Raw genomic sequence first — 26,041 nt, 5'->3', positions numbered from 1 at the left:
TGAGTTTCGCAGGCTCGTGGATCGAAAATCACCTCGACGGATTCATTCAGAAGTTGCGTTAGTCACTATGCCGCCGCGTTACTCCCACAGTGCCCGGCCGCCCGCAGGGTCAACGTCGCGCGTCAGGTAGTCGTCGAAGGTCCGGCAGTAGAGTTCGCCGTCGAACACCGTCGCGCGTTCGAGCGCACCCGCGACGGACTGCCCGGAGGGCCGCGAGAGAACGACGTGCGCCGAGATCGCGGGCTCGTCGTCCCGCAGCGCGATCGTCCCCGTACACGACGCGACTTCAAGCGGTTCGTCGTAACGGACCGTCTCGTACGCGAAGGCGTCCTGGTCGTAGTACGCGAGTTCGGCGTCCTCGACCGCGCCCGTCGCGTGGAACCAGCCGGCCTCGACGTCGGCCGCGGCGGCGAAGGACTCGATCTCGGCGATCCACTCCGCGCCGTGCTCGAAGCGGACCGCGAACTCGCGCTCGCCCGTGACTTCCCGTGCGTCCATGGGCGTGGATCACGGGCGGGCGAGAAAAAGGGCGTGGCTATCGCATCTCGTGGAGCGTCGCCGCCTCCGCGGAGGGGGTGGCGAGCCAAGCCCCGTCGCGTTCGACGTCGGCGATGACGTACCGCTCCACGCCGCCGTCCTCGTCGACGGCGGCCATGACCTCACCGGCGCTCCCGTCAGCGCTCGGCACGACGGTCGTATCGGATGCCATGTCATCTGATACGAGGAGGTAGCACCTACTTAACACCATCGATGGTTATTCGGGAGTATCGTACATTTATGCCAGAAACGTGGACGTATGAGTGGGTATGTCGGGTAGAAATAGGAGTTCTATCTGAATGTGTATCCGAATGGGACGAACGTATATCGAAACTCCCAGAATACCGAATGAACGACCATTTAGGATTGGTGGCCAGCCGGCTCCGACACCGTGTGGTGGCACGCGATCCATCCGCGGACCAGTGCCTGCACTACCGCCGCACTACCGCCTACCGCACCGCACAATCGCTATCTCACCGCTGGTGTCTCCCGTCTAACCCCTCTCATGGGGTTGGACGGGGAGACACGGTGCGTAGCCTACAAATGGACCCGCGTTCTAATCCGCGCCATGAAAGTCGCCGACGTGATGACACCGCGAGCGGACGTAGTCACCGTCTCGCTCCCGGGGACCCGCGACGACGTGTTGGAGTACCTCCAAGAGCGCCACTTCTCGGCCGTCCCCGTCGTGAAAGGCGAGGGCGACGAGGAGGTCTACCGGGGGCTGATCTCCCGTACGGACCTGATCGAGGATCCCGACGAGGACCAGCTCGCGATGTTGCTGCGCGAGGTCCCCACCACCACCGGCGACACCGACATCGTCGAGGCCGGCCGCCTGATGGTCGCGGAGGGCGCGCGCCGCGTGCCTGTCGTCGACGGTGAGGCGCTCGCCGGCATCGTCACCGTCACCGACGTCGTGCGCGCCATCGCGGACGGCGACGTGGCGGGCAACGCGACCTGCGGCGACCTCGCACGCCGCGACGTGAACACGACGTACGCCGGCACGCCGCTCCCCGTCGCGGAGCGCGAAATCGCCCACGCGCGCGTCCCGTACACGATCGTCCTCGACGACGACGCCGATATGGCGGGCGTCCTCACCGAACCCGACATCATCGACGTCGCACGCGTCGTCGAGGGTGAGGCCGACATCGGCGCGGGCGTCGCCGGCGAGGACGACGAGTGGAAGTGGGAGGGAATCAAGGCCACCGGCAATCGCTACTTCCCGACGCGGAACGTCGAGATCCCGAGCGGGCCCGTCCGGGAGTTCATGACGGCCGACCCGGTGACGCTGACCAAGCGCCGCACGACGCAGGAGGCCGCCCGCCGGATGCTCGAACACGACGTCGAGCAGCTCCCGCTCGTCAGCGGCGACGACCTCGCCGGCATCGTCCGGGACGTCGATCTCGTCGCCTCGCTATGACCGACCTCGTCGAACTCGCCAAGCGCCGCGGGTTCTTCTTCCAGTCGAGCGAGGCCTACGGCGGCGTCTCCGGCTTTTATACGTACGGCCCCCAGGGCGCGTCGCTGAAGGAGCACGTCGAGGAGACGTGGCGCGAACGCTTCGCCGTCGCGGAGGGCCACATGCAGATCGACGCCCCGACCGTCATGCCCGAGCCCGTCTTCGAGGCCTCCGGCCACCTCGACGGCTTCGACGACATGCTCGTCGAGTGCGCGTCGTGCAACGAGAGCCACCGCGCCGACCACCTCATCGAGGGCGCGACGGACATCGAGGAAGCGGAAAGCCTCCCGACGGACGAGGTCGCGGCACTCCTCGACGCCCACGACATCGACTGTCCCACCTGTGGCGCGCCGCTCGCCGGCCAGCCGGTCGATGAGTTCAACCTCATGTTCGAGACGAACATCGGGCCCGGCACGAGTCAGACCGGCTACCTCCGCCCGGAGACCGCACAGGGCATCTTCGTGGAGTTCCCGCGCCTGAAGGAGTACGCCCGCGGGCAGCTCCCCTTCGGCGTCACGCAGGTCGGGAAGTCCTATCGGAACGAGATCAGCCCGCGGAACGCCCTCGTCCGCACGCGGGAGTTCACGCAGGCCGAGCTCGAACTGTTCGTCGATCCCGACGACGAGGGCCCGGACGTCTCGGCGGTCGCGGACGTCGAGGTGACGCTCTACCCCGCTGAGAACCAGCCCGACGGAGACTACGTCGAGACGACCGTCGGCGACGCCGTCACGGAGGGGATCGTCGACCCGTGGGTCGCCTACTACCTCGGCGTCGCCACGGAGTGGTACGAGACGATCGGCGTCGACTTCGAGCGCTTCCGCTATCGCCAACACCAGCCGGGCGAGCGCGCCCACTACGCGAGCGACTGCTGGGACGCCGAGGCGGACGTCTCCGCGGCAGGCGAGGAGCCCGACTGGATCGAGATTGCGGGCTACGCCTACCGGGGCGACTACGACCTCACGAAACACGACGAGCACGCCGACGATACGTTCACCGTCTTCAAGCAGTACGACGAGCCGAAGACGGTCGAGCGCGCGAGCGTCGACCCCGACATGTCGTATCTCGGCCCCGAGTTCGGCGGGGCCGCCGCCGACGTCGCTGACGCCCTCGCGACGCTCGCGGAACGCGATCGTGCGGCCTTCGAGGACGAGGAGGTCACCGTCACGGTCGACGGCGAGGAGTACACCGTTCCGACCGAGAAAACCGGCTTCGAGTTCGCCGAGGAGACCGAGGCGGGCCGACACGTCACGCCGCACGTCGTCGAACCCTCGATCGGCATCGACCGCACCGTCTACACGGTGCTCGCGCACGCCTACGACGAGGACGAGGTCGACGAGGGCGAACGCACCGTCCTCCGCCTCGACACGAGCGTCGCGCCGACCGGCGTCGCCGTCTTCCCGCTGATGGACAAGGACGGGATGGGCGAGCGCGCCCGCGACATCGCCGCCGACCTCCGCGCGGCGGGGTACGACGTCACCTACGACGACTCGGGGAACATCGGGCGGCGCTACCGCCGGCAGGACGAGATCGGGACGCCGTTCTGCGTCACCGTCGACTACGAGAGCGTCGAGGACGACCCCGAGACCGTGACGCTGCGCGAGCGTGACAGCACCGAGCAGGTCCGCGTCGCGAGCGACGACCTCGAGTCCATCCTCGCCGACCTCCGCGCGGGCGAGACGACCTTCGACGACCTGTAAATGCCCGAGCTCGGGCGGCGCGCGATCCACGCGCTCGGTGCGTGCATCCCGCTCGCGTGGCTCCTCAGCCTCGCGCCGTGGCGCTGGGTCGAGTGGGTCCTCGTCGGCGGGCTCGCCCTCGGTGCCGCCCTCGAATACCTACGGCTCTCGGGACGCGCGCAGTGGGCGGTGTACGACCGACTCACCCGCGAGTACGAGCAGGAGAACCTCGCGGGCTACTTCCTCTACGCCGTCGGGATGGCGGTCACGGGCCTCGCCTTCCCGCCGTCGGTCGCCGCGCCCGCGATGCTGATGCTCGCGTTCGCCGATCCCCTGAGCGGACTGCTCTACACCGGCGGGATCGGTCGCAAGCCCGTCGCGGTCATGGCCGCGACGTTCTGCCTCTGTCTCGTCCTCGCCGTGACGGCTGGAATGGCGCTCCTCCCCGGCGTGCTCGGCGCGCTCGGCGCGACGCTCGCCGACGGGATGACGCCGACGGTCCGGGGACATGTGATCGACGACAACCTCACCATCCCGGTTGTGGCGGCGAGCGCGATGTGGGTCGGCCTACGGATCGTCTGATCAGCCACAAGGAGTTTCCCGCGGGCGGCCGTGTTCCGAACACTATGACGCCGATCGAGTGGGCGGTCGTGCTCGTCGTCGCGCTCGTGATCGTCGCGGCAGTGCTCTATCTCGTGGACAACGAGACGCTGCTCGAACTCGTGACCGAGGTCGTAGACTGAGTTGAGCGACCGCGGGACTTTATAGCGTGACGCGCCCAGATACGTCCGTGGCAGCCAGCGACCGGGACGCGGACGCAGACGCGGAGTACCTCCGTTTCTTCCCGAAGCCGTCGCCGTACGAGAACCAGCGGGAGGCGATGGACCGCATCCGGGACGCGCTCGACGACAAGCGCGACGTGCTCTTCGAGGGAGCCTGTGGCACGGGCAAGACGCTCGCGTCGCTCGCGCCCGCGCTCGATCACGCCCGCGAGGAGGACAAGACGGTCGTCATCACGACGAACGTTCATCAGCAGATGCGCCAGTTCGTCCGCGACGCCCGCGAGATCCACGACGGCGAACCCATCCGCGCCGTCGTCTTCCGCGGCAAGGGGTCGATGTGTCACATCGACGTCGACTACCAGGAGTGTCAGGTGCTCCGGGACAACACCTACGAACTCGCCGACACGGAGCGCGACAAGCGCCAGCTCGAACGCCAACAGGAGGAGCTGTTGGACGCCGCACGCGAGGGCGACGACGACGCCGCGGAGGCCCGGAGCGCGATCGTGGACGAGCTCGAAGCGCTCGACGACGAACTCGACGTCCTCCGCGAGCAGAACGTCTGCGAGCGCTACTACGAGAACATCACGACGGACACCGACGAGTTCGTCTCGTGGCTCTACGACGACGTGCGGACGCCCGACGACGTCTACGACTACGCCGAGGAGCACGGCCTCTGTGGCTACGAGCTCCTGAAGGACGCGATGGAGGGCGTCGACCTCGCCGTCTGCAACTACCACCACCTCCTGGATCCGGGGATCCGCGCGCAGTTCTTCCGGTGGTTGGACCGGGATCCCGAGGACGTCGTCGTCGTCTTCGACGAGGCGCACAACGTCGAGGACGCCGCACGCGACCACGCCTCGCAGGCGCTCACGGAGCAGACGCTCGACGAAGCGATGTCCGAGCTCGCGGGCGAGACGGAGACGGACGCCCGAGCGGAGTACGCGGAAAACGTCCTCGGGGCGTTCCGCGACGCGCTCGTCGAGACGTACGAGGGCGGGATCGGCCCGCACGGCGATGGCCCGCGGTCGTTCGACGCCGTCGGCGAGAACTGGGCGGACGTCCCGGTCGCGAACGACGACAAACGCGACGACCTGACGCTCGCGTTCCTGCAGGCCTACGAGGGGCGCGGGATCGGGAAGGACGTCGACGCCGCGATCTCGCTCGGCGAGGACCTGGACGAGGCCTACGAGGACGCCTACCGGAACGGGGAGGCGACGACGCGCGCGGAGTGCCAAACCCTCCAAGCCGCGACGTTCGTGGACGCCTATCTCACCGACGGCGACGCGCTCGGACAGTATCCGACGGCGGCGGTACGCCGCGACGGAGGGACGGACGAGGTGTATGGCCGCGCGGAGCTCTACACCTGCATCCCGCGCGACGTCACGTCGGAGCTCTTCGACGCCGTGCACGCGAGCGTGTTGATGTCGGCGACGCTCCGGCCGTTCGACGTCACGGGCGAACTGCTCGGGCTGGAGGATCCGATGACGATGGCCTACGGGCTGGATTTTCCCGAGAAGCGCCGCCGGACGTTCGCGGTCGACACCGAACCGCTGTTCTCCTCGAACCGCGACGATCCCGATGTCCAGGAGGAGGTAGCGGGCGTGCTCGCGGACGCCGCGGAGTTCACCGCCGGGAGCAGCCTGTTCTTCTTCCCGAGCTACGGCGAGGCCGAACGCTACCACGGCCTCCTCGAACACCGCACGGGCGGGACGTGCTACCTCGATCGGCCCGGCGAACCGGCCGACGAGTTGCGCGAACGCTTCGTCGCGGACGACGACGCGGTGCTGTTCACCTCGCTCTGGGGGACGCTCGCGGAGGGCGTGAGCTTCGACGGCGACGACGCGCGGACGGTGGCGGTCGTCGGCGTCCCCTATCCCCGCCTCGATGCCCGCGCGGAGGCCGTCCAGGACGCCTACGACGAGGCGTTCGCGGAGCCGGATGCGGGGTGGAAATACGGCGTCGAGATCCCGACGGTCCGGAAGACGCGACAGGCCCTCGGACGCGTCATCCGCTCGCCGGACGACTACGGCGTCCGGATGCTCGTGGATCGACGCTACACCGCGGAGTCACGCACGCGGATGCGCAAGTACAGCGTCAACGACAGTTTCCCCGCCGAGGAGCGCGCGGAGATGGTCGACATCGACCCTGCAAAGTTGAAGTTCGCCGTGCTGAACTTCTACGGCGACATGGACGCGTGGGGCCCCGAGGGGCCGCCCACGCCGTGATCACCCCTCGACGCGCGCTTCTTCGCCCGCGAGCAACTCGATCACCTGCATGACGCCGGAATTGTCGTCGCGGCCCATCCCGTTCGCGCACATGCTCTTGTAGAGTTCGTGGGCGAGTTCGGTGAGCGGCATCGGCGCGGCGTACGTCTCGCCGGCGTCGGTGGCGATCCGGAGGTCCTTGTACTGGTAGTCGGCGAAGAAGCCGGGGTCGAAGTCGCCGCGGATCATGTCGGGCGCGCGGTTGTCGAGCGCCCAACAGCCCGCGGCACCGCCGCTGATCGCGTCGACGACGGCGCCGAGGTTCGCGCCGGCCTTCTGCGCGAAGACGAGCGCCTCGCTGACGCCGACCATCTGGGCGGCGACGACGATCTGGTTACAGGCCTTCGTCGTCTGGCCGGCACCGCTCGGCCCGCAGTGGGTGACTGTCTCGCCCGTCGCCTCGAAGAATTCGGCGCAGGCCTCGAAGACGGCGGGGTCGCCGCCGACCATAATCGAGAGCGTCGCGTCGATCGCACCCTCCTCACCGCCGCTGATCGGGGCGTCGAGCATGTCCACGCCGGCGTCGGCGAGGTCCGCGGCAAGTTCCGCCGTCGCGACGGGGTTGATCGTCGAGTGGTCGACGTAGACGTCGCCCTCGTCAAAGCCGGCGAGGAGGCCGTCGTCACCGCGGACGACCGACTCGACGGCGGGCGTGTCGGGGAGACAGGTGAAGACGACTTCGGTGCGTTCGGCCACCTCGCGGGGGGTGTCCGCGACATCGCCGCCGCGCTCGCGGAGCGTCGCTTCGGGCTCGTCCGAGCGGTTGTGGCCGACGACGTCGTAGCCGGCGTCGAGGAGGTTAGTCGCCATCGGGAGACCCATGATACCGAGACCGACGAAACCGATCGTTCGTGGCATACATCGTGCATCGGGAAGCGGTACCAAAACCGTACGGGTCCAACGAGGGGTCGGCGTCCGTGGGGGAAGCGCCGGTCTCGGCGTCTCGGGGTCGCGCTACGCCGGCAGGCGCACGGCCTCGATGCGCTCGCCGTGGCGGGCGTCGTAGAACTCGAGTTCGGAGACGGTCCACGTCACGGGCTCGAACTCGTGGCCCCGGACGCGCTCGACGGCGCGAGCGTCGCCGTCGCGGGCGAGGGTGACGTGCGGGACGTAGTCGTCGCCTTCGAGGCCATCGACGGCACCGAGGTCGGCGACGAGCTGTCGGTGGACGCGTTCGAGGCCGGGGCTCTCGACGGCGAGGTAGACGAGCGGGCCGGGGCCACGGGCCGGGTTCTCGAAGACGCCGACGTCGCTGATCCGGGCCTCGAAAGCGGGCGCACCACGGAGGGCGGCCTTCGCCTCGCGGGCGGCGCGGAGGTATTCGCGGCGGTCGGCGGCGTCGAGGCGCTTGACGACGAGTGTCGCGTCGCGCGACTCGCGGACGCGCTCGAAGCCGGTCAGGAGCGGGCGGAGCTCGCGGAACAGCTCGCGAACCACGGGCGGAAGGGGGACGCCGACGCTGTACACGAGCGGATCGGAGGGGAGGCGTGCGTATCCGCCTTTCCGTCCGTGGTTCGATATACCATACCAGTCAAGCGTTGCGGTCTCGAAAGGGATTAATACGCCCGCCGAGCAAGACGAGGACAACGATGTCACGGCCTGCCGCCGACACGGTCGCCTTCTCTTCGAGCGGCGCGGCCGGCCGACGTCGACGACGACCGGGGTCCTTCTAGACCCCTCTCATCCTCCTCCCACGGCGTTCGAGGTTCGACCCGCGAACCCCCGCGTATCGTCGATAACTACACACACTCACCACACCACACACATCATGTCCGACACCGAAACCGTCGCGCTCGCCTTCTCCGGCGGGCTCGACACGACCGTCTGCGTCCCGCTGCTGAAAGAGGAGTACGGCTACGACGACGTCATCGGCGTCACCGTCGACGTCGGCCAGCCCGAAGAGGAGTTCGAGGAGGCCTACGAGACCGCCGAGGCGCTCGGGCTCGAACACTACGTCGTCGATGCGACCGAGGAGTTCGCCGAGGTCTGCTTCGACGCGGTCGGCGCGAACGCCGACTACGAGGGCTACCCGCTCGGCACGGCGCTCGCGCGCCCCGTCATCGCCAACGCGATCCTCGACGTCGCCGAAGAGCAGGGCTGTACGGGCCTCGCGCACGGCTGCACGGGGAAGGGGAACGACCAACTGCGTTTCGAGGCCGTCTGGCGCGCGACCGACATGGAAGTCATCGCGCCGGTCCGCGAGATGGGCCTCACGCGCGAGTGGGAGATCGAGTACGCCGACGAGAAGGACCTGCCCGTCGAGGCCGGCGACGGCGGCATGTGGTCGATCGACACGAACCTCTGGAGTCGCTCCGTCGAGGGCGGCGAGCTCGAGGACCCGAGTTACGTCCCGCCGGAGGACATCTACGAGTGGACGAGTCAGCCGAGTGACGAAACCGAACTCGTCGAAATCGAGTTCGAGGCGGGCGTCCCGGTCGCGGTCGACGGCGAGGCGATGGAACCCGTCGCGCTCATCGAGCACCTGAACGAGGTTGCGGGCTCGTACGGCGTCGGGCGCTCGGACCTGATGGAGGATCGCATCCTCGGGCTGAAAGTGCGCGAGAACTACGAGCACCCGGCGGCGACAACGCTGCTCGCGGCCCACGAGGCGCTCGAAGGCCTCGTCCTGACGAAGGACGAGCGCGACTTCAAGCAGACCGTCGACGAGGAGTGGTCCCAGCAGGCCTACGAGGGGCTGCTTGATACGCCGCTAATGGACTCGCTCGACGCCTACCTCATGCAGTCGAACACGAAAGTCACCGGGACGGTGACGATCAAGTTCGAGGGCGGACAGGCCCGCCCGGTCGCCCGCGAGAGCGAGTACGCGGTCTACTCCGAGGATGCGGCCTCCTTCAACACGGAGACCGTCATGGGCATCGAGCAGGCGGACGCGACGGGCGTCGCGAAGTACCACGGCTTTCAGGCGCGTCTCGCGCGCGACGCGGAGCGCAAGGCGAAGCCGGTGCTCGAGACGGACGGGGAGGACGAGTAACGATGGCGGACGGCGAGGCCGAGAGCGAGGGATCCGAGACGGCGGTGCGCCGCGAGCGCTTCGCTGGCGGGCCGGCCCGCGAATTCCTCTCCTCGATGGCGTTCGACGACCGGTTGTTCGCCGCGGACCTCGCCGTCGATCGCGCACACGTCGTGATGCTCGCCGAGCAGGGGATTGTCGCCGGTGACGACGCGAGCGCGATCCTCGCGGCGCTGGACGACGTCGCGGACGCGGGATTCGAGGCGCTCCCGGACGGAGAGGACGTCCACGAGGCCATCGAGACAGCGGTCATCGACCACGTCGGCCCGGAGGGCGGCCGGATGCACACGGCGCGCTCGCGCAACGACGAGGTGGCGACCTGTCTGCGATACGAGTACCGCGAGACGCTCCTCGACGCGCTCGAAACGACGATCGCGGCCCGCGAGGCGCTCTGCGAGGTCGCGGAGGCCGAGCGCGAAACGGTGATGCCGGGGTACACGCACCTCCAACCGGCCCAGCCGACAACGGTCGCGCACTGGGCGCTCTCCTACGAGGCGGCGCTCGCGCGCGACACCGAGCGCCTACTGGCCGCGTACGCGCGGACGAATCGCTCACCGCTGGGCGGGGCGGCGTTCGCGGGCACGCCCTTCGAGATCGACAGGGAGCGCACCGCTGAGCTACTCGGCTTCGACGCAGTCCTCGACAATTCGATGGACGCCGTCTCCGCACGGGATTTCCTCGTAGAGGGGACGGCGGCGTTTGCGGGGCTGGCGACGACGCTCTCCGGGCTCGCGGAGGACCTCGTCGTCTACGCGAATAAGGACCTCGTCGAGTTGGACGACGACTACGCCTCGACGTCGTCGATCATGCCCCAGAAAAAGAACCCGGACACCCTCGAGCTGGTGCGCTCGACGGCGGGGGACGCGTACGGTGGATTGCAGGGCCTGCTGACGACCCTGAAGGGGCTCCCGCGGGCGTACAACCGCGACCTCCAGAACGCCTCGCCGCACGCGTGGCGCGTCGCGGACGACGTGATCGAGGCAACGGACGTCGCGGCGGGCGCGGTGGCAACGGCCGAGTGGCCCGCCGAGACCCTCGAAGCCGCCGCAGGCGAGGGGTTTTCGACGGCGACGGGCGTCGCGGACCTACTCGCGATGTGCGGCCTCCCGTTCCGGACGGCCCACGAAATCGTCGCGGAGGCTTCCCAATACGGCGCGGACTACGAGGCGCTGGATCGGGCGTGCGAGGATGTCCTCGGCGAGGAGATCGCGGCGTACGCCGACCGGGAGGCGATCACGGCGGCGCTCGATCCGGTCGAGAGCGTTGCGTCGCGCGACTCGGCGGGCGGGCCGGCCCCCGACGCGGCCGCGGAGTCGCTGGCGGCGGCGCTAGATGGCTGTGCGACGGACACGGATCGGGTCGGCGCGCTCGCCGCCGACCTGGAGGCCGCGCGCGATGCGCTCGCGGCGGAGGTCGCGACCCATGCGTGAGCGACGATCGCGACGACGACCACGAGACCGACGGGTGGGGCCGACGCGACGACGGGCGTCGGCCCCACTCGCACCGCCGCCCCGACGGGGGCGACGGGAAACCATACGAAATCTGGGACGTGTCGATCCCATTTCGCCCTGCCGGCGCTTCTCTCGCCGATAGGGTGTACTCCGCGATACTGTAATTATTCTGGTAAGTTCGCCAGCTATAAGGTAGTGGATGCTGAAATCGGAGTCGTATGACCGAATGCATCCAGTGCGGTGCGGACCTCGACCTGCACGACGACCTCGAAGTCGGCGAAATCGTCGACTGTGGCACGTGTGGCGCGGAGCTCGAAGTGACCGACGACGATCCGGTGACGCTCGAAGAAGCGCCCGAGCTCGCCGAGGACTGGGGGGAATAACGGAATGACGACGACGCACACGGGGTGGTTCGCGTGAAGGTCGGCCTCCTCTACTCGCGTATCCGGAAGGACGAGAAGCTCCTGCTCGGCGAACTCCGCGAGCGAGGCCACGACGTCGAGAAGGTGGACGTCCGGAAGGAACAGTTCGGCGTGGGGGACCCGCCGGCGGCGCTCGCCGCGTGTGACGTCGTCCTCGACCGGTGTCTGGCGACCTCGCGGAGCAAGTACGCGACGACGTTCTGCGAGTCCTACGGCGTGCCCGTGGTGAACGATGCGACAACGGCGGACGTCTGCGCCGACAAGGCAAAGACGAGCGTGAAACTCGACGCGACGGGCGTGCCGACACCCGCGACGACCGTCGCCTTCGACGTCGACTCGGCGATGGCGGCCATCGAGGAGTTCGGCTATCCCTGCGTCATCAAGCCCGTCGTGGGCTCGTGGGGCCGGCTCCTCGCCAAGATCGAGTCGGAGAGCGCCGCCGAGGCCGTCTTGGAGCACAAGAAGACGCTCGGGCACTACGAGCACTCGGTCTTCTACGTCCAGGAGTACGTGGAGAAGCCCGGTCGCGACCTGCGCGTCCTCACGCTCGATGGGGAACCCGTCGCGGCGATGGCGCGCTCCTCCGATCACTGGCTGACGAACGCCGCCAAGGGCGCGGAGGTCACCGAGTACGACATTCCCGAAGAAGTCGCCGAAATCGCGCGCGAGGCGAGCGACGCGGTCGGCGGCGGCCTGCTCGGCGTCGACGTCATGGAGACCGGCGATGGATACACGGTCCCCGAAGTCAACCACACGGTGGAGTTCAAGGCGCTGAACGACGCCGTCGAGACGGACGTGCCCGCAGCGGTCGTCGACTGGCTCGAGACGAAGGCCGGGACGGAGGTGTCGGCGTGACGTCCGCGAGCGTCGTCGGCGGCAGCGGCTTCACTGGCGGCGAGATGCTACGCCTCCTCGCCGGCCACCCCGAGTTCGAGCTCGCACAGACGACGAGCCGCGAGTACGCGAACAAGACCGTCGGCTCGGTTCACCCGAATCTCCGCGGGCTCGACCTACGCTTCGTTGCGCCTGATGCGCTCGAACCAGTAGATGTCCTCTTCGTCTGTACGCCCCACGGCGTGACGATGGAGCATATCGAGGAGTATCGCGACCTCGCCGACACGGTCGTTGACCTCTCGGCGGACTTCCGCCTGCCCGAGGCGGAGATGTACGATACCTGGTACGACGGCCACGTCGCACCCGAACACCTTGCGGACGCGGAGTACGCGCTCCCCGAGTTGAACCGCGAGAACCTCGCGGGCGCGGACCTCATCGCCTCCGGCGGCTGTAACGCCACCTCGACCATTCTCGGCCTGAAGCCGCTGGTCGATGCGGGCATCCTCACGCCCGACGATCAGGTCGTCGTCGACGTCAAAGTCGGCTCCTCGGAGGGCGGCGCGGGCGGCGGCGCGGCGTCCAGCCATCCGGAGCGCTCGGGTGTCGTGCGCCCGTACGCGCCGACAAGCCACCGCCACGAGGCGGAGATCGAGGCCTACCTCGGCCTCCAGGTGTCGTTCACCGTCCACGCGGTCGACATGGTGCGCGGGTCGGCAGCGACCTGCCACGTCTACCCCGCGGAGATGCCGGCGACGAAGGACCTCTGGGGGGCATATAGAGAAACGTACGACACGGAGCCGTTCGTCCGTCTCGTCGCGGGCGGCTCCGGCGTCTATCGCTACCCCGAACCGAAGGCGGTCGCGGGGTCGAACGACGCGGAGGTCGGCTTCGAGCGCGACGAACGCAACGACCGGATCGTCGCGTTCAGCGCCATCGACAACATGATGAAGGGATCGGCCGGGCAGGCGCTCCACGCGGCGAACGTCGCGCTCGGCTTCGAGGAGACCGCGGGGCTCGACTTCACGGGCCTCCACCCAGTGGGGAGTCCGTAGATGTCGAGCGCGGAGTTCGTCTTCGGCTCGAAGCCGATCGACATCGCCTCGGGCGACGGCGTGACGCTGACCGACACGGACGGTAACGAGTATCTCGATTTCGGGGCGTCGTACGCCTGCGCGCCGCTCGGCCACTCGCACCCGGACGTCACGGACGCGGTCGCCGAGCAGGCCGCCGAGCTGACGTACGTCCAGGGGTCGTACCCCGTGGACGTGCGGACGGGGCTCTACGACCGGCTCGCGGCGCTCGCGCCCGGCGACTGCGAGAAGGTGTGGCTCTCCAACTCGGGGACGGAAGCAAACGAGGCGGCGCTGAAGTTCGCCCGCCACGCGACCGGGCGCTCGAAAATTGTCGCGACGATGCAGGCCTTCCACGGCCGGACGATGGGCGCGCTCGCATGCACATGGAAGGACGAGTACAAGCAGGGTTTCGGCCCGCTCGCCGGCGACGTCGAGTTCGTCCCCTACGGCGACGAGGAGGCGATGAGCGAGGCCGTCGACGACGAGACGGCCGCCGTTATCATCGAGCCGATCCAGGGCGAGGGCGGCGTCAACCCCGCACCGGATGGCTACCTCCAGCACGTCCGGGACGTGACCGCGGACGCGGGCGCGGCGATGATCGCGGACGAGATCCAGACGGGCGTCGGGCGCACCGGCGACCTCTGGGCGGTCGAGGGCGCGGGCGTCGCGCCCGACATCGTCACGGCCGCGAAGGGCATCGCCAACGGCCTGCCGATGGGCGCGACGATGGTGCAGCCGTGGATCGCCGCGGACGCCGGCAATCACGGCTCGACGTTCTCCGGCGGGCCGGTTCCCTGCGCGGCGGCGAACGCCACCCTCGAAACGTTCGTCGCGGAGGACGTGCCGGGGAACGCCGCCGCAGTGGGCGAGTCGTTCCGCGAGTCGCTCGCCGACCTCGCCGACGAGACGGGCGCGATCCGCGACGTCCGCGGGCGTGGCCTCATGGTCGGCGTCGAGGTGAAGACGGGCGCGAACCCCGTCATCGGGCAGCTCGCGATGAACCACGGCGTCCTCGCGCTCCCCGCCGGACGGACCGTCGTCCGCTTCCTCCCGCCGCTAACGGTGACGGGGGAGCACACCGAGCGGGTCGTCGAGGGCCTGCGCGACGTCCTATGAGCACGACGGCACGCCCGCAGGACGAGGCGCGCGACCTGCTCTCCGACCTCGTGTCGACCCCGTCGGTCTCGGGCGACGAGGACGCGGTCGCCGAGCGCCTCCTCACGTTCTTCGAGTCGCACGGCCGCGAGGCGTATCGCGACGACGTCGGAAACGTCCGCGCGCCGGGCGATGACGGCGTCCTCCTGACGAGCCACATGGACACCGTCCCCGGCGACATCGAGGTGCGCGAGGAGGACGGCGAGCTGTGGGGCCGCGGGGCCTGCGACGCGAAGGGACCGCTCGCCGCGATGGCCGTCGCGGCGGCCGAGACGGGCGCGAGCTACGTCGGCGTCGTCGGCGAGGAGACGACCTCGCTCGGCGCGCGCCATCTCGTGGAGACCCGCGACGCGCCCGACGCCGTCATCAACGGCGAACCCTCCGGCTGGGACGCCGTGACGCTCGGCTATCGGGGGTTCGTGAAGGGCGCGTTCACGGCGGAGACGCCCTCTGCGCACACGTCGCGGCCCGGACCCAACGCCCTCGAATACGCGATGGACTGGTGGCACGACGTCGAGGAGGCCTTCGAGAAGGAGGGCGAATCGGCGGTCTTCGAGCAGGTGACGACGAAGCCCGTCGGGATGGACGGGGGCGTCTCGGCGGACGGCCTCGCGTTCGAGTCGTCCGTGGACGCCCAGTTCCGCGTCCCACCGTCGTGGACCATCGACGGGGTGGCCGAGACGGCTGAAGAGTGTCTCCCGACGTACGTCGGCGAGGAGGCCACCGTGGGCGTGGAGTGGACGGACTCCATCCCACCCGTGATGGCGTCGCCGCGCAACGCGGTGGCGGCGGCGCTGCGCGCGGGCGTCCGCGCCGAGGGCGGCGAGACGACGCACCTGCGCAAGACCGGCACAAGCGACATGAACATCTACCACGGGGCGTGGGACTGCCCGATGGCGACCTACGGGCCGGGCGACTCGTCGCTCGACCACGCGCCGGACGAACGCATCGACCTCACCGAGTACGACCGCGGCGTCGCCGTCCTGACGGCGGCCGCGGAGCGGCTGACAGCATGAACCTCATCGACATCGACGACTTCGACGTCCCGCAGTTGCATCGCGTCCTCGACACCGCCGCGGCCCTGAAGGCGGGCGAGGAGGAGCCACCGGCGCGCCTCGCCGGGGCGAGTCTCGGGATGCTCTTCGAGCGCCCGAGCACCCGCACCCGGGTGTCCTTCGAGGTCGGGATGACTGAGCTCGGCGGGCACGCGGTCTTCCTCGGCAAGGACGACATCCAGCTGGGTCGTGGCGAACCGATCAAGGACACGGCGCGCGCGCTGTCGGGCTACGTCGACGGCGTGATGGCGCGCGTGAAGACCCACGAGGACATGCTCGAACTCGCCGAGTACGCGGACGTCCCCGTGATCAACGGGCTGTCGAGCGAGGCCCACCCCGCACAGATCGTTGCGGACCTCCTCACCATCCGCGAGCACTGCGGCTTCGAGGACACGACGGTCGCGTGGGTCGGCGACGGCAACAACGTCGGCGCGTCGTTCCTCGTCGGCGCGGCGATGGTCGGCCTCGACGTCGCGGCGGCGACGCCCGAGGGCTACGAGTTCAACCCGGACGCCGTCGAGCGCGCAGCGGCGTACGACGGCGAGATCACGGTCGGCCACGACCCGGACGCGGCCGTCGCGGACGCGGACATCGTCTACACGGACGTCTGGGTGAGCATGGGCGAGGAAGAGCAGAGAGAGGAGAAGGTCGCGGACTTCGCGGGGTTCCAGTTGAACGCGGAGTTGCTCGCGAAGACGGACGACGCTGCCGTGATGCACTGTCTGCCCGCCCACCGCGGCGAGGAGATCACGGACGATGTGATGGAGTCGGAGCGCGAACTCATCTGGGCGCAAGCGGAGAACCGCCTCCACGGGCAGAAGGGTATCCTCGTCGAGCTCCTGTGAGAAGTTAGGGACTTATAGCGTTCGAGCGCATATCCGCAGGGCGATGCCGACTGAAGGGGGACGCGTCCGGGACGCGCTCGTGCCGGCCGTCGAACGCCTCCCGGAGCTACTGTACCGTGGGCCGAACGAACCCGAACGACCGCTGACAGCTGTGAGCAGCGGCGCACCGACGGTGTGCGGCCACGATCGCGTGGCGTTCGAGGACGGCGAGATCGCGTGGGGGACGGACGTCGTCCACCCGGCCGACCGCGAGACGGCGTGGTCCGCCGTTCAGCAGGCGATCGAGGGCGGGGAGGCGTACGACGTGACGTACCGAATCGTCACCACCGAGGGGGAGACGCGGTGGGTCCGTGATCGCGGCGAGGGGCTCGCCGACGGGACGCTCTCGGGGTACGTCGAGGACGTGACGCGGCTGAAGACGGACGAAGAGCGCCTCGCCGCGGAACTCGACGAAACCTTCGAGCGCGTTTCGGACGCATTCTTCGCGCTCGACGAGGAGTGGCGCGTCACGTACGTCAACGAGCGGGCGGCGGCCCTACTGGGTCGCTCCATCGACGGGCTCCGCGGCGCGACCGTCTGGGCGGAGTTCGAGGACGCCGACGCCTTCCGCCGACAGTACGAGCACGCGATGGCGACGCAGGAGCGAGTGACGTTCACGGCGCACTACGCGCCGCTCGACGCGCACTTCGAGGTGAGCGCGTACCCCTCAGAAACCGGGCTCTCGGTCTACTTCCGCGACGTGAGCGAGCGCGTCGATCGCGAGCGCCGCTTGGAGTGTCACGAGGCGATCGTCGAGACGGTGTGGGACGGCGTCTACGCGCTCGATGGCGACGGGCAGTTCACGCTCGTGAACGAGGCGTACTGCGACCTGCTCGGCGTCGAGCGCGACGACGTGCTCGGCCGATCGGCGGCGGCAGTCGTCGGTGACGGGGTCACCGGGGCAGCGCGGCGGTTCACGGAGGAGATGCGCGCGGGCGACCGCGAGGAGGCGACGATCTCGTTCGCCATCGAGCGCGGGGACGGCGAGCGGCGGCAGGTCGAGGTCCGATTCGGCCCGTTCGTCGAGGGCGGGCGCGTCGGCGTCATGCGGGACGTGACGGAGCGCCAGCGGCGGCGTCGCCAACTCCGCCGCCAGCGCGAGCGCCTCGGCGGGCTCGTCGAACTCTACGACGTGGCGAGCGACGTCTCGAACGCGATCGTCGAGCAGACGTCGCGGGCGGCCATCGAGGAGCGGGTAGCGGCGGGACTCTGTGAGGGCCCGTACGCGGCCGCGTGGGTCGGGCGCTCGGCCGGGACGGACGTGACGCGAGTCGCCTCGGCGGGGACCGGAGGCGCACCGAGCCCGGACGACTCGCTCGTCCGGACGGCGCTCACCGAGGGGCGCGTCGTTACGACGACCGGGATGGCGGACGGCGACGCGGCGCGGGCGAGCGCGCGGAGTGACGGCGGCGACGACGGGGCGGCCGGTGCGGTACCGATCAGCTACGAGGGCGGGACGTACGGCGTGCTCGTGGTGCGCGCGGAGCGCGGCGACGCCTTCGAGGCGGCCGAGCGAACGGTGCTCGATCGCCTCGGGCAGACTGTCGGGCACGCGTTCGCGGCGTTGGACAGGCGTGCGGCGCTCGTGAGCGAGCAGGTCGTGCAGGTCGAATACCGGTCGCACGAGACGGGGGCGCTGAACGTGGCGAGCGACGCCCGACGGTTTCACTTAGAGCGAACGGTGACGACGAGCGACGGCGAGTACGTCCACTACGCACGGGTACACGGGCTGGGACGGGAGGAAGCGCTCGCGGCGTTCGCGGACGCGCCAGCGTACGACGGCGCGCGGATCGTCGAGGTGGACGACGGCGTGTTGATCGAGGCGCGCACGACGGACGCGCCGATCACGGCGGCGGTGACGGGACACGGGGGGCGACTTCGGACCGTCCGCTTCGGGTCGGACGGGGTGCGACTCACTGCCGAGTTCCCGCAGGGCGTCGACCTCCGGGCGGCGACCGAGTCGATCCGCGAGGTGCTGCTGGACGCGGAACTCGTCGCGCAGCGCTCGATGTCGCGCGAGGACGCCGACGCGCCGCGGGCCGACGTCGCCGAGCGATTGACGGACCGCCAGCGTGCGGCGTTCGAGGCCGCCTACTACGGCGGCTATTTCGAGTGGCCGCGCGACAGCACGGCAGAGGAGCTCGCGGACGCCATGGGCGTCGCCGCGCCGACGTTCCACCAGCATCTGCGCGAGGCCGAACGGAAGTTGCTCGGCGGGTACGTGGAGTAGGTCGCGCGGGCCGCGACGATCCGCCGGTGGTCGCCGTCAGCGGCCACGATCACCACCCCGGTCGCCGTGAGGCGGCGGCGTCGGCGCGCCGGGAGAGGAGAACGCCGACGAGCACGACGGCGAGGCAGGCGATGAGGAGCGCCGGCCGGGAAAAGCCGTCGCGAGCGAGGAGCGCCCCCGCGCCGACGACGCCGAGGGAGACACAGCAGGCAGCGGCGAGACGGACACGCGTGGCGAGCTGCACGGTCAACGTGTCGCCACCCGGCCACCTAACTGTTCGGACGGCGCGTCTCCGTCCCCTATATGGTCGTTCGGGTGCGAACCCCGATATGGTCGATCTGGAACTCGGCGGCGAGACGCCGGATGTGGCGGCGGACGGCGTCTGGCTGGCGTGCGTGGAGTGTCGCGAGACGGTCGCACCCTACGACGACGTGGTCTATCGGTGTCCGGACTGCGACGGCTTGCTGGAGGTGCGCTACGCCGACTACCCGACGTTCGACGATTTCGAGGGGACGGGCGTCTGGCGCTACGCGGACGCCCTACCGCTTGAGGAGGGTGTCTCGATCCAGGAGGGGAACACGCCGCTGTACACTGTCCCGGAGATCGAGGCGGGCGTCGACGTCGCGGACGTCCGCGTGAAACACGAGGGGATGAACCCGACGGGCGCGTTCAAGGATCGGGGCATGACGGTCGGCGTGAAGGTCGCCGAACGGCTCGGCGTGGGGCGACTCGCCTGCGCGTCGACCGGGAACACCTCGGCGGCGCTGGCGTGCTACGGCGCGCGTGCGGACACCGAGGTCCTCGTCCTCCTCCCCGCGGGGAAGGTCGCGGCGGGGAAGATCGCACAGGCCGCACTCCACGGCGCGCGCATCCTCGAGGTCGATGGCAACTTCGACGCGTGTCTCGACGTCGTCGCCGAGCTCGCCGAGCGCGGTGAGGCGTACCTCCTCAACTCGATCAACCCATTCCGACTGGAGGGGCAGAAGACGATCGGCCTCGAAATCCTCGAGCAGTCGCGCGCGGCCACCGGCGAGTGGCCGGATCGGATCGTCCTCCCCGTCGGCAACGCGGGCAACACCGCGGCGCTTTACAAGTGCTTCCGCGAGCTCGTCGAGGCCGGGGAGATGGACGAAGACGAGATGCCGGCGCTCACCGGCGTCCAGGCCGAGGGCGCGGCCCCGATGGTCGAGGCCGTGCGCGAGGGGAACGACGAGGTACGCCGCTGGGAGAACGTCGAGACGCGTGCGACGGCGATCCGAATCGGCAACCCCGTCAACGCGCCAAAGGCCCTGCCGGGTGTTCGGGCGACGGGCGGCACCGCGGTCGCGGTCACGGACGACGAGATCACCGACGCACAGCGCGCGCTCGCTCGCGACGGTGTCGGCGTCGAACCCGCCTCCGCGGCGTCCGTCGCGGGACTCCGCAAGCTCAGCGAGCAAGGCGAGATCGGGTCGGACGAACAGGTCGTCTGTCTCACGACCGGCCACCTGCTGAAGGACCCGGACGCGGCGGCCGCGGCCGGCGGCGACACGACTGACGTCCCTGCGGACGCGGACGGCGTGCTCGACGCGTTATAGAACGCGGCGGCAGTCTCGAAAAACGTCGTGCAGCAACCGGCGGTGATCCGTCGGTCACTACCCTCCCCGTTCGGCTGTCCGACCGATCCGCGGGATCGGTATCGCTTGCGGGTCGCGTCCCTCCCCGCTCGCGGTTCCGCGCCCGATGGGCGCGTTAATCCCCGTTCAGTTCGATCTCCTTCACTTCAGTGATGCGTGTGTCGGCTTCGAGTTCCTCGCGGGCGGCATCCGGGAGGTCCTCGTCGAGGTTGTAGACGGTGAGCGCTTCGCCGCCGTCGGTCTCGCGGGCGTTGAACATGCCGGCGATGTTGACGTCGTGCTCGCCGAGCACGGTCCCGATAAAGCCGATAACGCCGGGTTCGTCGCGGTTGCGCGCGATGAGCATGTGGCCGTGCGGAATGGCGTCGACGCGATAGCCGTCGATGGAGACGAGACGGGGGTCGTCGCCGGCGAACAGCGTGCCGGAGACGGAGAGTTCGTCCGCACCGTCGCCGACGGTGACGGTGACGAGGCTCTGGAAGTCCGCGGAGGAGCCGGTCTTCGTTTCCGTGACCTCGATGCCGCGCTCCTCGGCGACGCGCGGGGCGTTGACGGCGTTGACGTTCCACTCGAGGGGTTCGAAGACCCCCTTCTGCGCACTCGCAGTGACGAGATCGAGGTCCTCGGCGGCGATGTCGCCGGCGTAGGAGACTTCGATGCGCTCGACGCGGCCGTCGAAGAGCTGTGCGGCGACCTTCCCCGCGGTCTCGGTGAGGCCGATATACGGCTCGATGCGCGGGAAGACGGACTCATCGACCGACGGCGCGTTGAGCGCGTTGAGGACTGGCTCGTCGTCGAACGCGGCGACGACCTGCTCGGCGGTGGAGACGGCGACGTGCTCTTGGGCGGCCTCCGTGGAGGCCCCGAGGTGGGGCGTGACGACGATGTCGTCGACGTCGAGGAGCTTCGAGTCCTCGGGAAGGGGCTCCTCGGCGAAGACGTCGACCGCGGCACCCTTCATCACGCCGTCGCTGACGGCGTCGGCGAGGGCGTCCTCGTCGACGACGCCACCGCGCGCGCAGTTGACGAGGTAGCCGCCTTCGAGGTTCGCGAGGGCGTCCTCGTCGATGAGGTTCTCGGTTTCAGGCGTGAGCGGAACGTGGACGGTGAGGAAGTCCGCGGCAGCGAGACAGTCGTCGAGATCGACGAGGTCCGCGCCGAGCTGGTCGGCGCGCTCCTCGCTGATGTAGGGGTCGTAGGCGACGAGGTCCATGCCGAGGGAGGCGAGTTTCTTCGCGACCTCCTGTCCGACACGGCCGAGACCGACGACGCCGAGTGTCTTGCCGTTGACCTCGGTGCCGAGGTAGTCGCTCTTAGCCCACTCGCCGTCCTTCAGGCGCGCGTGGGCCTGCGGGATGGAGCGCGCGGCGGCGAACGCCATCGCGACGCTGTGCTCGGCGGCGGCGCGAACGTTCCCCTCGGGGGCGTTCGCGACGATGACACCGTGATCGGTGGCGGCGTCGATGTCGATGTTGTCGACGCCGATCCCGGCGCGTCCAACGATGACGAGGTCGGGGGCGGCCTCGAAGACCGCCTCGTTCACGTCAGTCCCGGAGCGAACGATGAGGGCGTTCGCGTCCGAGACGGCGTCGAGGAGGGCCTCGCCCTCGACGTCGTAGGCAGTTTCGACCTCGTGACCCGCCTCGCGGAGGGTGTCGAGGCCGGCGTCCGCGATCGGGTCCGTGACGAGTACCTTCACGTTCGAGAGGAACCCGCGCGGCACATTAACCCTTTTCTCATCGGCGGAGCGTGACGCCGTCGGCGGTACAAACGTGTACACGACCGTGAGTAGTACACTCTATATATTGCTCGTGATACGCACGGCCACGGCGATACCGTATGACCCCTTCGTTTCGGGTGGAACGCGGTGTGGGAACGGAAACCACTTGGCGGGCGGCGTGCGAACGGGGAGCCATGACGCTGGTCGCGTTCGACTTCGACGGGACGCTCTCGGACTCGGAGATGATGGTGCTGCTCGGCGAGCAGTACGGGGTCGCAGAGGAGATCGAGGGGATCACGACGCGCGCGATGCGCGGCGAACTCTCCTACGCCGAATCGCTCTACGAGCGCGCCGCGCTCCTGGAGGGGCTCCCCGAGGCCGAGGCGCGGGCCGCCTACGAGCAGGTGTACCTCCGCCCAGGCGCGGCCGACCTCATTGCGGCGCTGAACGACGCCGGCCACACCACCGCGATCCTCACTGGCGGCTTCACGCCCGGTGTCGAGGCCGCACTTGAACGCGACGGCGCGGAAGTCGATCACGTCGTCGCGAACGAACTTCCCGTCGCGGACGGCCACCTCACCGGCGGCGCGGAGGGCCCGCTCATTGAGGGGACGAAGGACGAGTCGCTCGAAGCGCTCTGCATGGAGACGAACACTGACCTCGACGACACCGTCGCGGTCGGCGACGGCGCGAACGACCTCCCGATGCTGAAGGTCGCCGGGAACGCGATCGGCTTCATCCCGAAGCCCGCCGTCCGCCCGCACTGCGACGTCGTCGTCGCCACGATGCGGCGACTCACGCGCGTCTTCGAGGAGGACGGCCTTCTGTAAACGACCTTTTGCTGCGCTCGGGCGCGCGAAGCGCGCCCAGCGCTAGCAAAAGCTCGGCCAAAAGCCGTCGTCGGGTGCTTCGCACCCTCCTCGGTCTCGCCTCCGGCGAGCGAATCGGTGGCCGTCACGCGAGGCCCGCAGGACCGAGTGTGACTCAGCGAGAACTCCGTTCTCGCCCGATACCGGGCTCTTCGAGCCACTCGGTCGCCGAACGCTATACGTGTGGTTCGTTAGGCCACGGCGAAAAACGGGACAGATACGAAAGAGCGTCCGCGCGACGAGCGGCTCGTCAGAGCCCGGTAGTCGGGTGAGAACGTCGTTCTCACTGACCCACACTCGGGCCCGCGGCCCTCGCGTGGATCGCGCGGTTCACTCGCGGCGAAGCCGCGAGGTCCGAAGACCCCCGGAGGGGGTCTGACGGACATTTTGGCCGAGCTTTTGCCAGCGCTGACTTCGTCAGCGCGCAGCAAAAGGTCGTGGTTCAGGCGTCGGGGAGGAGTCCCGTACACACCCGCGGGTAGTCCGGGGTGGTCTGTCGCTCGGCCTCGATCGTGACGGCGCTCGCGCCGCGCTCTAAGAGGGTGCGGACGGGCGGGCCGACGCGGTCGGGTTCGACGAGGAAGGCGTCGTGGCCATACTCGCTGTCGATGACGCGGTGGGCGGCGGCACCGGGGCCAGCCTCGAAGGCGTCGACGATCGTGTCGCCACCCTCGGGCGGGAAGTGCCAGTCGCCGGTGAAGGAGAGAACGAGCGCGTCGCCCTCGTAGTCGGCGAGCGCGGCGGCGTCGGAGGGGGCGTTCCCGGCGAGATCGTACTCGTCGAGGGCGCGCAGGAGGTAGAGGTAGCTGTTGGCGTCGAAGCGCTCGGTAAAGCGCTCGGCATTATAATCGAGGTAGGAGGCGACGTCCCGGTAGGGGAACCCCTGCGCACTCGGGTCGTCTCGCCCCTCGGGTTGGCGCTCGGCGACTCGCCGGTCGAAGCGATCGGTCATCGAGGCCTTCGAGAGATACATGACGTGGCCGATGCGCCGGGCGACGGCGAGGCCCTCGTCGGGCTCGGGGCCGCCGTAGTAGTGCCCGTTGCCGTAGTTCGCGTCGCTCGTGATGGCGCGTCGGGCCGCGGTGTTGAGGCCGAGACACTGCGCGTCGAGACGGGGACTGGTGGCGATGGCGGCGACGCGCTCGACGCGCTCGGGGTAGCGTTTCGCCCAGTCGATGACGTTCATGCCGCCGACGCTGCCGCCGACGACGGCGTAGAGCGTGTCGATCCCGAGTCCGTCGAGGAGGCGCGCCTGCGAGCGCGTCCAGTCGCCGACGGTGACGCTGGGGAAGTCCGGTCCATAGGGCTCGCCGTCGGGTCCCTCGCTCGCGGGGCCGGTCGTGCCGTAGCACGACCCGGGGACGTTCGCGCAGACGACGTGGTAGGCGCGGGTGTCGATCGGTTTCCCGGGGCCGACGAGGGCGTCCCACCAGCCGGCGGCCTGCCCGCTGACGCCCTCGGGGGCGGGGCCGGCGACGTACTGGCTTCCGGTGAGGGCGTGACAGACGAGGACGGTCGGGTCCTCGCGCTCGCCGTACTCGGCGTAGGCCACGTCGAGGTCGAGTTCGCCGCCGCGCTCGAACGCGAAGGACCCGACGTTCACGACGTCCTCGCGGCGGCCGTAGCTCATCGTGTCGCCTCCGAGATCGCGTGGTCGAGGTCGGCGAGGATGTCCGCGGGGTCCTCGATGCCGACGGAGAGCCGCACCAGGTCGGGCGTCACGCCCGAGGCACGCTGTTCGTCCTCGCTCAGCTGGGCGTGCGTCGTGCTCGCCGGGTGGATGACGAGCGTCTTCGCGTCGCCGATGTTGGCGAGGAAGGAGGCGAGGTCGGTCGACTCACAGAAGCGCTTGCCGGCCGCGAAGCCGCCCTCAAGGCCGAACGTGATCATCCCGCCGTAGCCACCATCGAGATATTTCGTCGCGTTCGCGTGCGTCTCGTGGTCGTCGAGTCCCGGATAGGTGACCCACGCGACGTCGTCGTGATCGGCGAGGTAGTCGGCGACGATCGCGGCGTTCTCGCAGTGACGCTCGACACGGAGGCCGAGCGTTTCGAGTCCCTGCATCGTCTGCCACGCGTCGAAGGGGCTCTGCGAATTGCCGAGCGTGCGAGTACCGCGAAGCCGCGTCGCGGCGGCCATCGGCGCGTCGGGGAAGCGCTCGCTGAGGTTGAGTCCGTGGTACGCGGGGTTGTCGCCCGCGATCTCCGGGTAGTCCTCGGCGTCCCAGTCGAAGTTTCCCCCATCTATGACGACGCCGCCGAGCGTCGTGCCGGAGCCGTGGAGCCACTTCGTCGTGGAGTGCCAGACGATGTCGGCCCCGTGTTCGAGCGGGCGACAGAGCGCGGGCGTGGCGAAGGTGTTGTCGACGAACAGCGGCGTGTCGTGCTCGTGGGCGACGGCCGCGATAGCCTCGATGTCGGGGACGACGAGCGCGGGGTTGCCGATCGTCTCCAAGTGGACGAAGGCGGTGTCGTCGTCGATGGCTTCCCGGTAGGCCTCGACGTCGAGCGTGTCGACGAAGCGGGCCTCGATGCCGCGGCGGCCCGCCGTGCCGGTGAGATACGTCCGCGTGCCGCCGTAGATGGCGGAGGCGGAGACGACGTTGTCGCCGGCTTCGGCGAGGACGAACGTCGCGGCATCGAAGGCCGCCATCCCGGAGTTGGTCGCGACCGCTCCCGCGCCGCCGGCGAGGCTGGCGAGGCGCTCCTCCAGCATCTCGACGGTCGGGTTGCTGATGCGGGAGTAGACGTCGCCGTCTTCCTCTAAGGCGTAGAGGGCAGCAGCGTGATCCGCGTCGTCGAAGACGTAGGAAGTCGTCTGATAGATCGGGGGTGCACGCGCGCCGGTGGCGGGGTCCGGGGACTCCTGGCCGGCGTGGACGGTCCGGGTGTCGAACCGCCGGTCGTCCTCGTCGCTCATGTGTTATATGCATATTCTCCCAGCGGGATATGCACGCGAGTTACGGCAATTTTCGCTGGTTGAGACG

23 protein-coding genes are annotated in these 26,041 nt (G+C 69.3%); 15 read left to right on the top strand and 8 right to left on the bottom strand.

Features of this window, described 5'->3' with window-relative positions:
• Window positions 1–78 precede the first annotated feature (78 nt).
• Complete coding sequence (locus tag ABDZ36_RS04390) at window positions 79–498, bottom strand: PPC domain-containing DNA-binding protein (protein ID WP_211312952.1); 420 nt, start codon at window positions 496–498, stop codon at window positions 79–81.
• Window positions 499–535: 37 nt separating this feature from the next.
• The gene (locus tag ABDZ36_RS04385; RefSeq protein ID WP_211312951.1) at window positions 536–709 is read right to left on the bottom strand and encodes a DUF7556 family protein; all 174 of its coding nucleotides are present in this window, start codon (window positions 707–709) and stop codon (window positions 536–538) included.
• 396 nt (window positions 710–1,105) lie between these two features.
• On the opposite strand from ABDZ36_RS04385, the gene ABDZ36_RS04380 reads away from it, so the two are divergent.
• From ABDZ36_RS04380 to ABDZ36_RS04365, 4 genes are all read left to right on the top strand, one after another.
• A complete protein-coding gene (locus ABDZ36_RS04380; RefSeq protein ID WP_211312950.1) occupies window positions 1,106–1,954 on the top strand; it encodes a CBS domain-containing protein in 849 nt (282 codons plus the stop codon).
• Window positions 1,951–3,690 carry a glycine--tRNA ligase gene (glyS, locus tag ABDZ36_RS04375; protein ID WP_211312949.1) on the top strand — a complete coding sequence of 580 codons (1,740 nt, stop codon included), beginning with the start codon at window positions 1,951–1,953 and terminating at the stop codon, window positions 3,688–3,690. The genes ABDZ36_RS04380 and glyS overlap by 4 nt, the downstream gene beginning before the upstream one ends.
• The gene (locus tag ABDZ36_RS04370) at window positions 3,691–4,251 is read left to right on the top strand and encodes a dolichol kinase (RefSeq protein ID WP_211312948.1); all 561 of its coding nucleotides are present in this window, start codon (window positions 3,691–3,693) and stop codon (window positions 4,249–4,251) included. It abuts the gene before it with no gap.
• Window positions 4,252–4,459: 208 nt separating this feature from the next.
• Window positions 4,460–6,676 carry an ATP-dependent DNA helicase gene (locus ABDZ36_RS04365; RefSeq protein WP_211312947.1) on the top strand — a complete coding sequence of 739 codons (2,217 nt, stop codon included), beginning with the start codon at window positions 4,460–4,462 and terminating at the stop codon, window positions 6,674–6,676.
• On the opposite strand, the gene ABDZ36_RS04360 is transcribed toward ABDZ36_RS04365, so the two are convergent.
• Together ABDZ36_RS04360 and ABDZ36_RS04355 are read right to left on the bottom strand one after the other, a co-directional pair.
• Entirely contained in the window at window positions 6,677–7,573 is an 897-nt protein-coding gene (locus tag ABDZ36_RS04360) for an NAD(P)-dependent oxidoreductase (RefSeq protein WP_211312946.1), read from the bottom strand.
• A 96-nt stretch (window positions 7,574–7,669) separates the two neighbouring features.
• Window positions 7,670–8,182, bottom strand: coding sequence for a 2'-5' RNA ligase family protein (locus ABDZ36_RS04355; protein WP_211312945.1), 513 nt, complete (start codon window positions 8,180–8,182; stop codon window positions 7,670–7,672).
• 301 nt (window positions 8,183–8,483) lie between these two features.
• Between ABDZ36_RS04355 and ABDZ36_RS04350 the strand changes: the two genes are divergently transcribed.
• From ABDZ36_RS04350 to ABDZ36_RS04310, 9 genes are all read left to right on the top strand, one after another.
• Complete coding sequence (locus ABDZ36_RS04350; protein WP_211312944.1) at window positions 8,484–9,707, top strand: argininosuccinate synthase; 1,224 nt, start codon at window positions 8,484–8,486, stop codon at window positions 9,705–9,707.
• 2 nt (window positions 9,708–9,709) lie between these two features.
• Window positions 9,710–11,176, top strand: coding sequence for an argininosuccinate lyase (argH, locus tag ABDZ36_RS04345; RefSeq protein WP_211312943.1), 1,467 nt, complete (start codon window positions 9,710–9,712; stop codon window positions 11,174–11,176).
• A 239-nt stretch (window positions 11,177–11,415) separates the two neighbouring features.
• On the top strand, window positions 11,416–11,580 hold the full coding sequence (gene lysW / locus ABDZ36_RS04340; protein WP_188873004.1) for a lysine biosynthesis protein LysW: 165 nt from the start codon (window positions 11,416–11,418) through the stop codon (window positions 11,578–11,580).
• A 33-nt stretch (window positions 11,581–11,613) separates the two neighbouring features.
• Entirely contained in the window at window positions 11,614–12,474 is an 861-nt protein-coding gene (gene lysX, locus ABDZ36_RS04335) for a lysine biosynthesis protein LysX (protein WP_211312953.1), read from the top strand.
• Window positions 12,471–13,505, top strand: coding sequence for an N-acetyl-gamma-glutamyl-phosphate reductase (gene argC, locus ABDZ36_RS04330; protein WP_211312942.1), 1,035 nt, complete (start codon window positions 12,471–12,473; stop codon window positions 13,503–13,505). Before lysX ends, argC begins: the two co-directional genes overlap by 4 nt.
• On the top strand, window positions 13,506–14,642 hold the full coding sequence (locus tag ABDZ36_RS04325; protein ID WP_211312941.1) for an aspartate aminotransferase family protein: 1,137 nt from the start codon (window positions 13,506–13,508) through the stop codon (window positions 14,640–14,642).
• Window positions 14,639–15,697, top strand: a complete 1,059-nt coding sequence (locus ABDZ36_RS04320) for a [LysW]-lysine hydrolase (RefSeq protein ID WP_211312940.1) — start codon at window positions 14,639–14,641, stop codon at window positions 15,695–15,697. Before ABDZ36_RS04325 ends, ABDZ36_RS04320 begins: the two co-directional genes overlap by 4 nt.
• On the top strand, window positions 15,694–16,581 hold the full coding sequence (gene argF / locus ABDZ36_RS04315) for an ornithine carbamoyltransferase (RefSeq protein ID WP_211312939.1): 888 nt from the start codon (window positions 15,694–15,696) through the stop codon (window positions 16,579–16,581). The genes ABDZ36_RS04320 and argF overlap by 4 nt, the downstream gene beginning before the upstream one ends.
• Before the next feature lie 43 nt (window positions 16,582–16,624).
• Window positions 16,625–18,850 (top strand): PAS domain S-box protein, encoded by a 2,226-nt coding sequence (locus ABDZ36_RS04310; protein ID WP_211312938.1) that lies wholly within the window; start codon window positions 16,625–16,627, stop codon window positions 18,848–18,850.
• A 49-nt stretch (window positions 18,851–18,899) separates the two neighbouring features.
• On the opposite strand, the gene ABDZ36_RS04305 is transcribed toward ABDZ36_RS04310, so the two are convergent.
• Window positions 18,900–19,094 carry a hypothetical protein gene (locus ABDZ36_RS04305; RefSeq protein WP_211312937.1) on the bottom strand — a complete coding sequence of 65 codons (195 nt, stop codon included), beginning with the start codon at window positions 19,092–19,094 and terminating at the stop codon, window positions 18,900–18,902.
• Window positions 19,095–19,179: 85 nt separating this feature from the next.
• On the opposite strand from ABDZ36_RS04305, the gene thrC reads away from it, so the two are divergent.
• Window positions 19,180–20,427, top strand: a complete 1,248-nt coding sequence (gene thrC, locus ABDZ36_RS04300; RefSeq protein WP_211312936.1) for a threonine synthase — start codon at window positions 19,180–19,182, stop codon at window positions 20,425–20,427.
• A 154-nt stretch (window positions 20,428–20,581) separates the two neighbouring features.
• Here the strand turns inward: thrC and serA are convergent, their stop codons facing one another.
• Window positions 20,582–22,165: a phosphoglycerate dehydrogenase gene (gene serA, locus ABDZ36_RS04295; RefSeq protein WP_211312935.1), complete on the bottom strand. Its 1,584-nt coding sequence runs from the start codon at window positions 22,163–22,165 to the stop codon at window positions 20,582–20,584.
• A 215-nt stretch (window positions 22,166–22,380) separates the two neighbouring features.
• Here serA and serB point away from each other — a divergent pair, with 215 nt between their 5' ends.
• Window positions 22,381–23,016 (top strand): phosphoserine phosphatase SerB, encoded by a 636-nt coding sequence (serB, locus tag ABDZ36_RS04290; protein WP_211312934.1) that lies wholly within the window; start codon window positions 22,381–22,383, stop codon window positions 23,014–23,016.
• 481 nt (window positions 23,017–23,497) lie between these two features.
• Here serB and metX read toward each other — a convergent pair whose 3' ends face one another.
• Window positions 23,498–24,685 (bottom strand): homoserine O-acetyltransferase MetX, encoded by a 1,188-nt coding sequence (gene metX / locus ABDZ36_RS04285; RefSeq protein WP_211312933.1) that lies wholly within the window; start codon window positions 24,683–24,685, stop codon window positions 23,498–23,500.
• The gene (locus ABDZ36_RS04280; RefSeq protein ID WP_211312932.1) at window positions 24,682–25,974 is read right to left on the bottom strand and encodes an O-acetylhomoserine aminocarboxypropyltransferase/cysteine synthase family protein; all 1,293 of its coding nucleotides are present in this window, start codon (window positions 25,972–25,974) and stop codon (window positions 24,682–24,684) included. The genes metX and ABDZ36_RS04280 overlap by 4 nt, the downstream gene beginning before the upstream one ends.
• Window positions 25,975–26,041 lie beyond the last annotated feature (67 nt).

Source organism: Halarchaeum salinum (genome assembly GCF_039520965.1).
In the GTDB taxonomy this organism is placed as follows: domain Archaea; phylum Halobacteriota; class Halobacteria; order Halobacteriales; family Halobacteriaceae; genus Halarchaeum; species Halarchaeum salinum.
The sequence above is the reverse complement of the archived record's forward strand: the minus strand, read 5'-3'. Positions and strand labels throughout refer to the sequence as shown.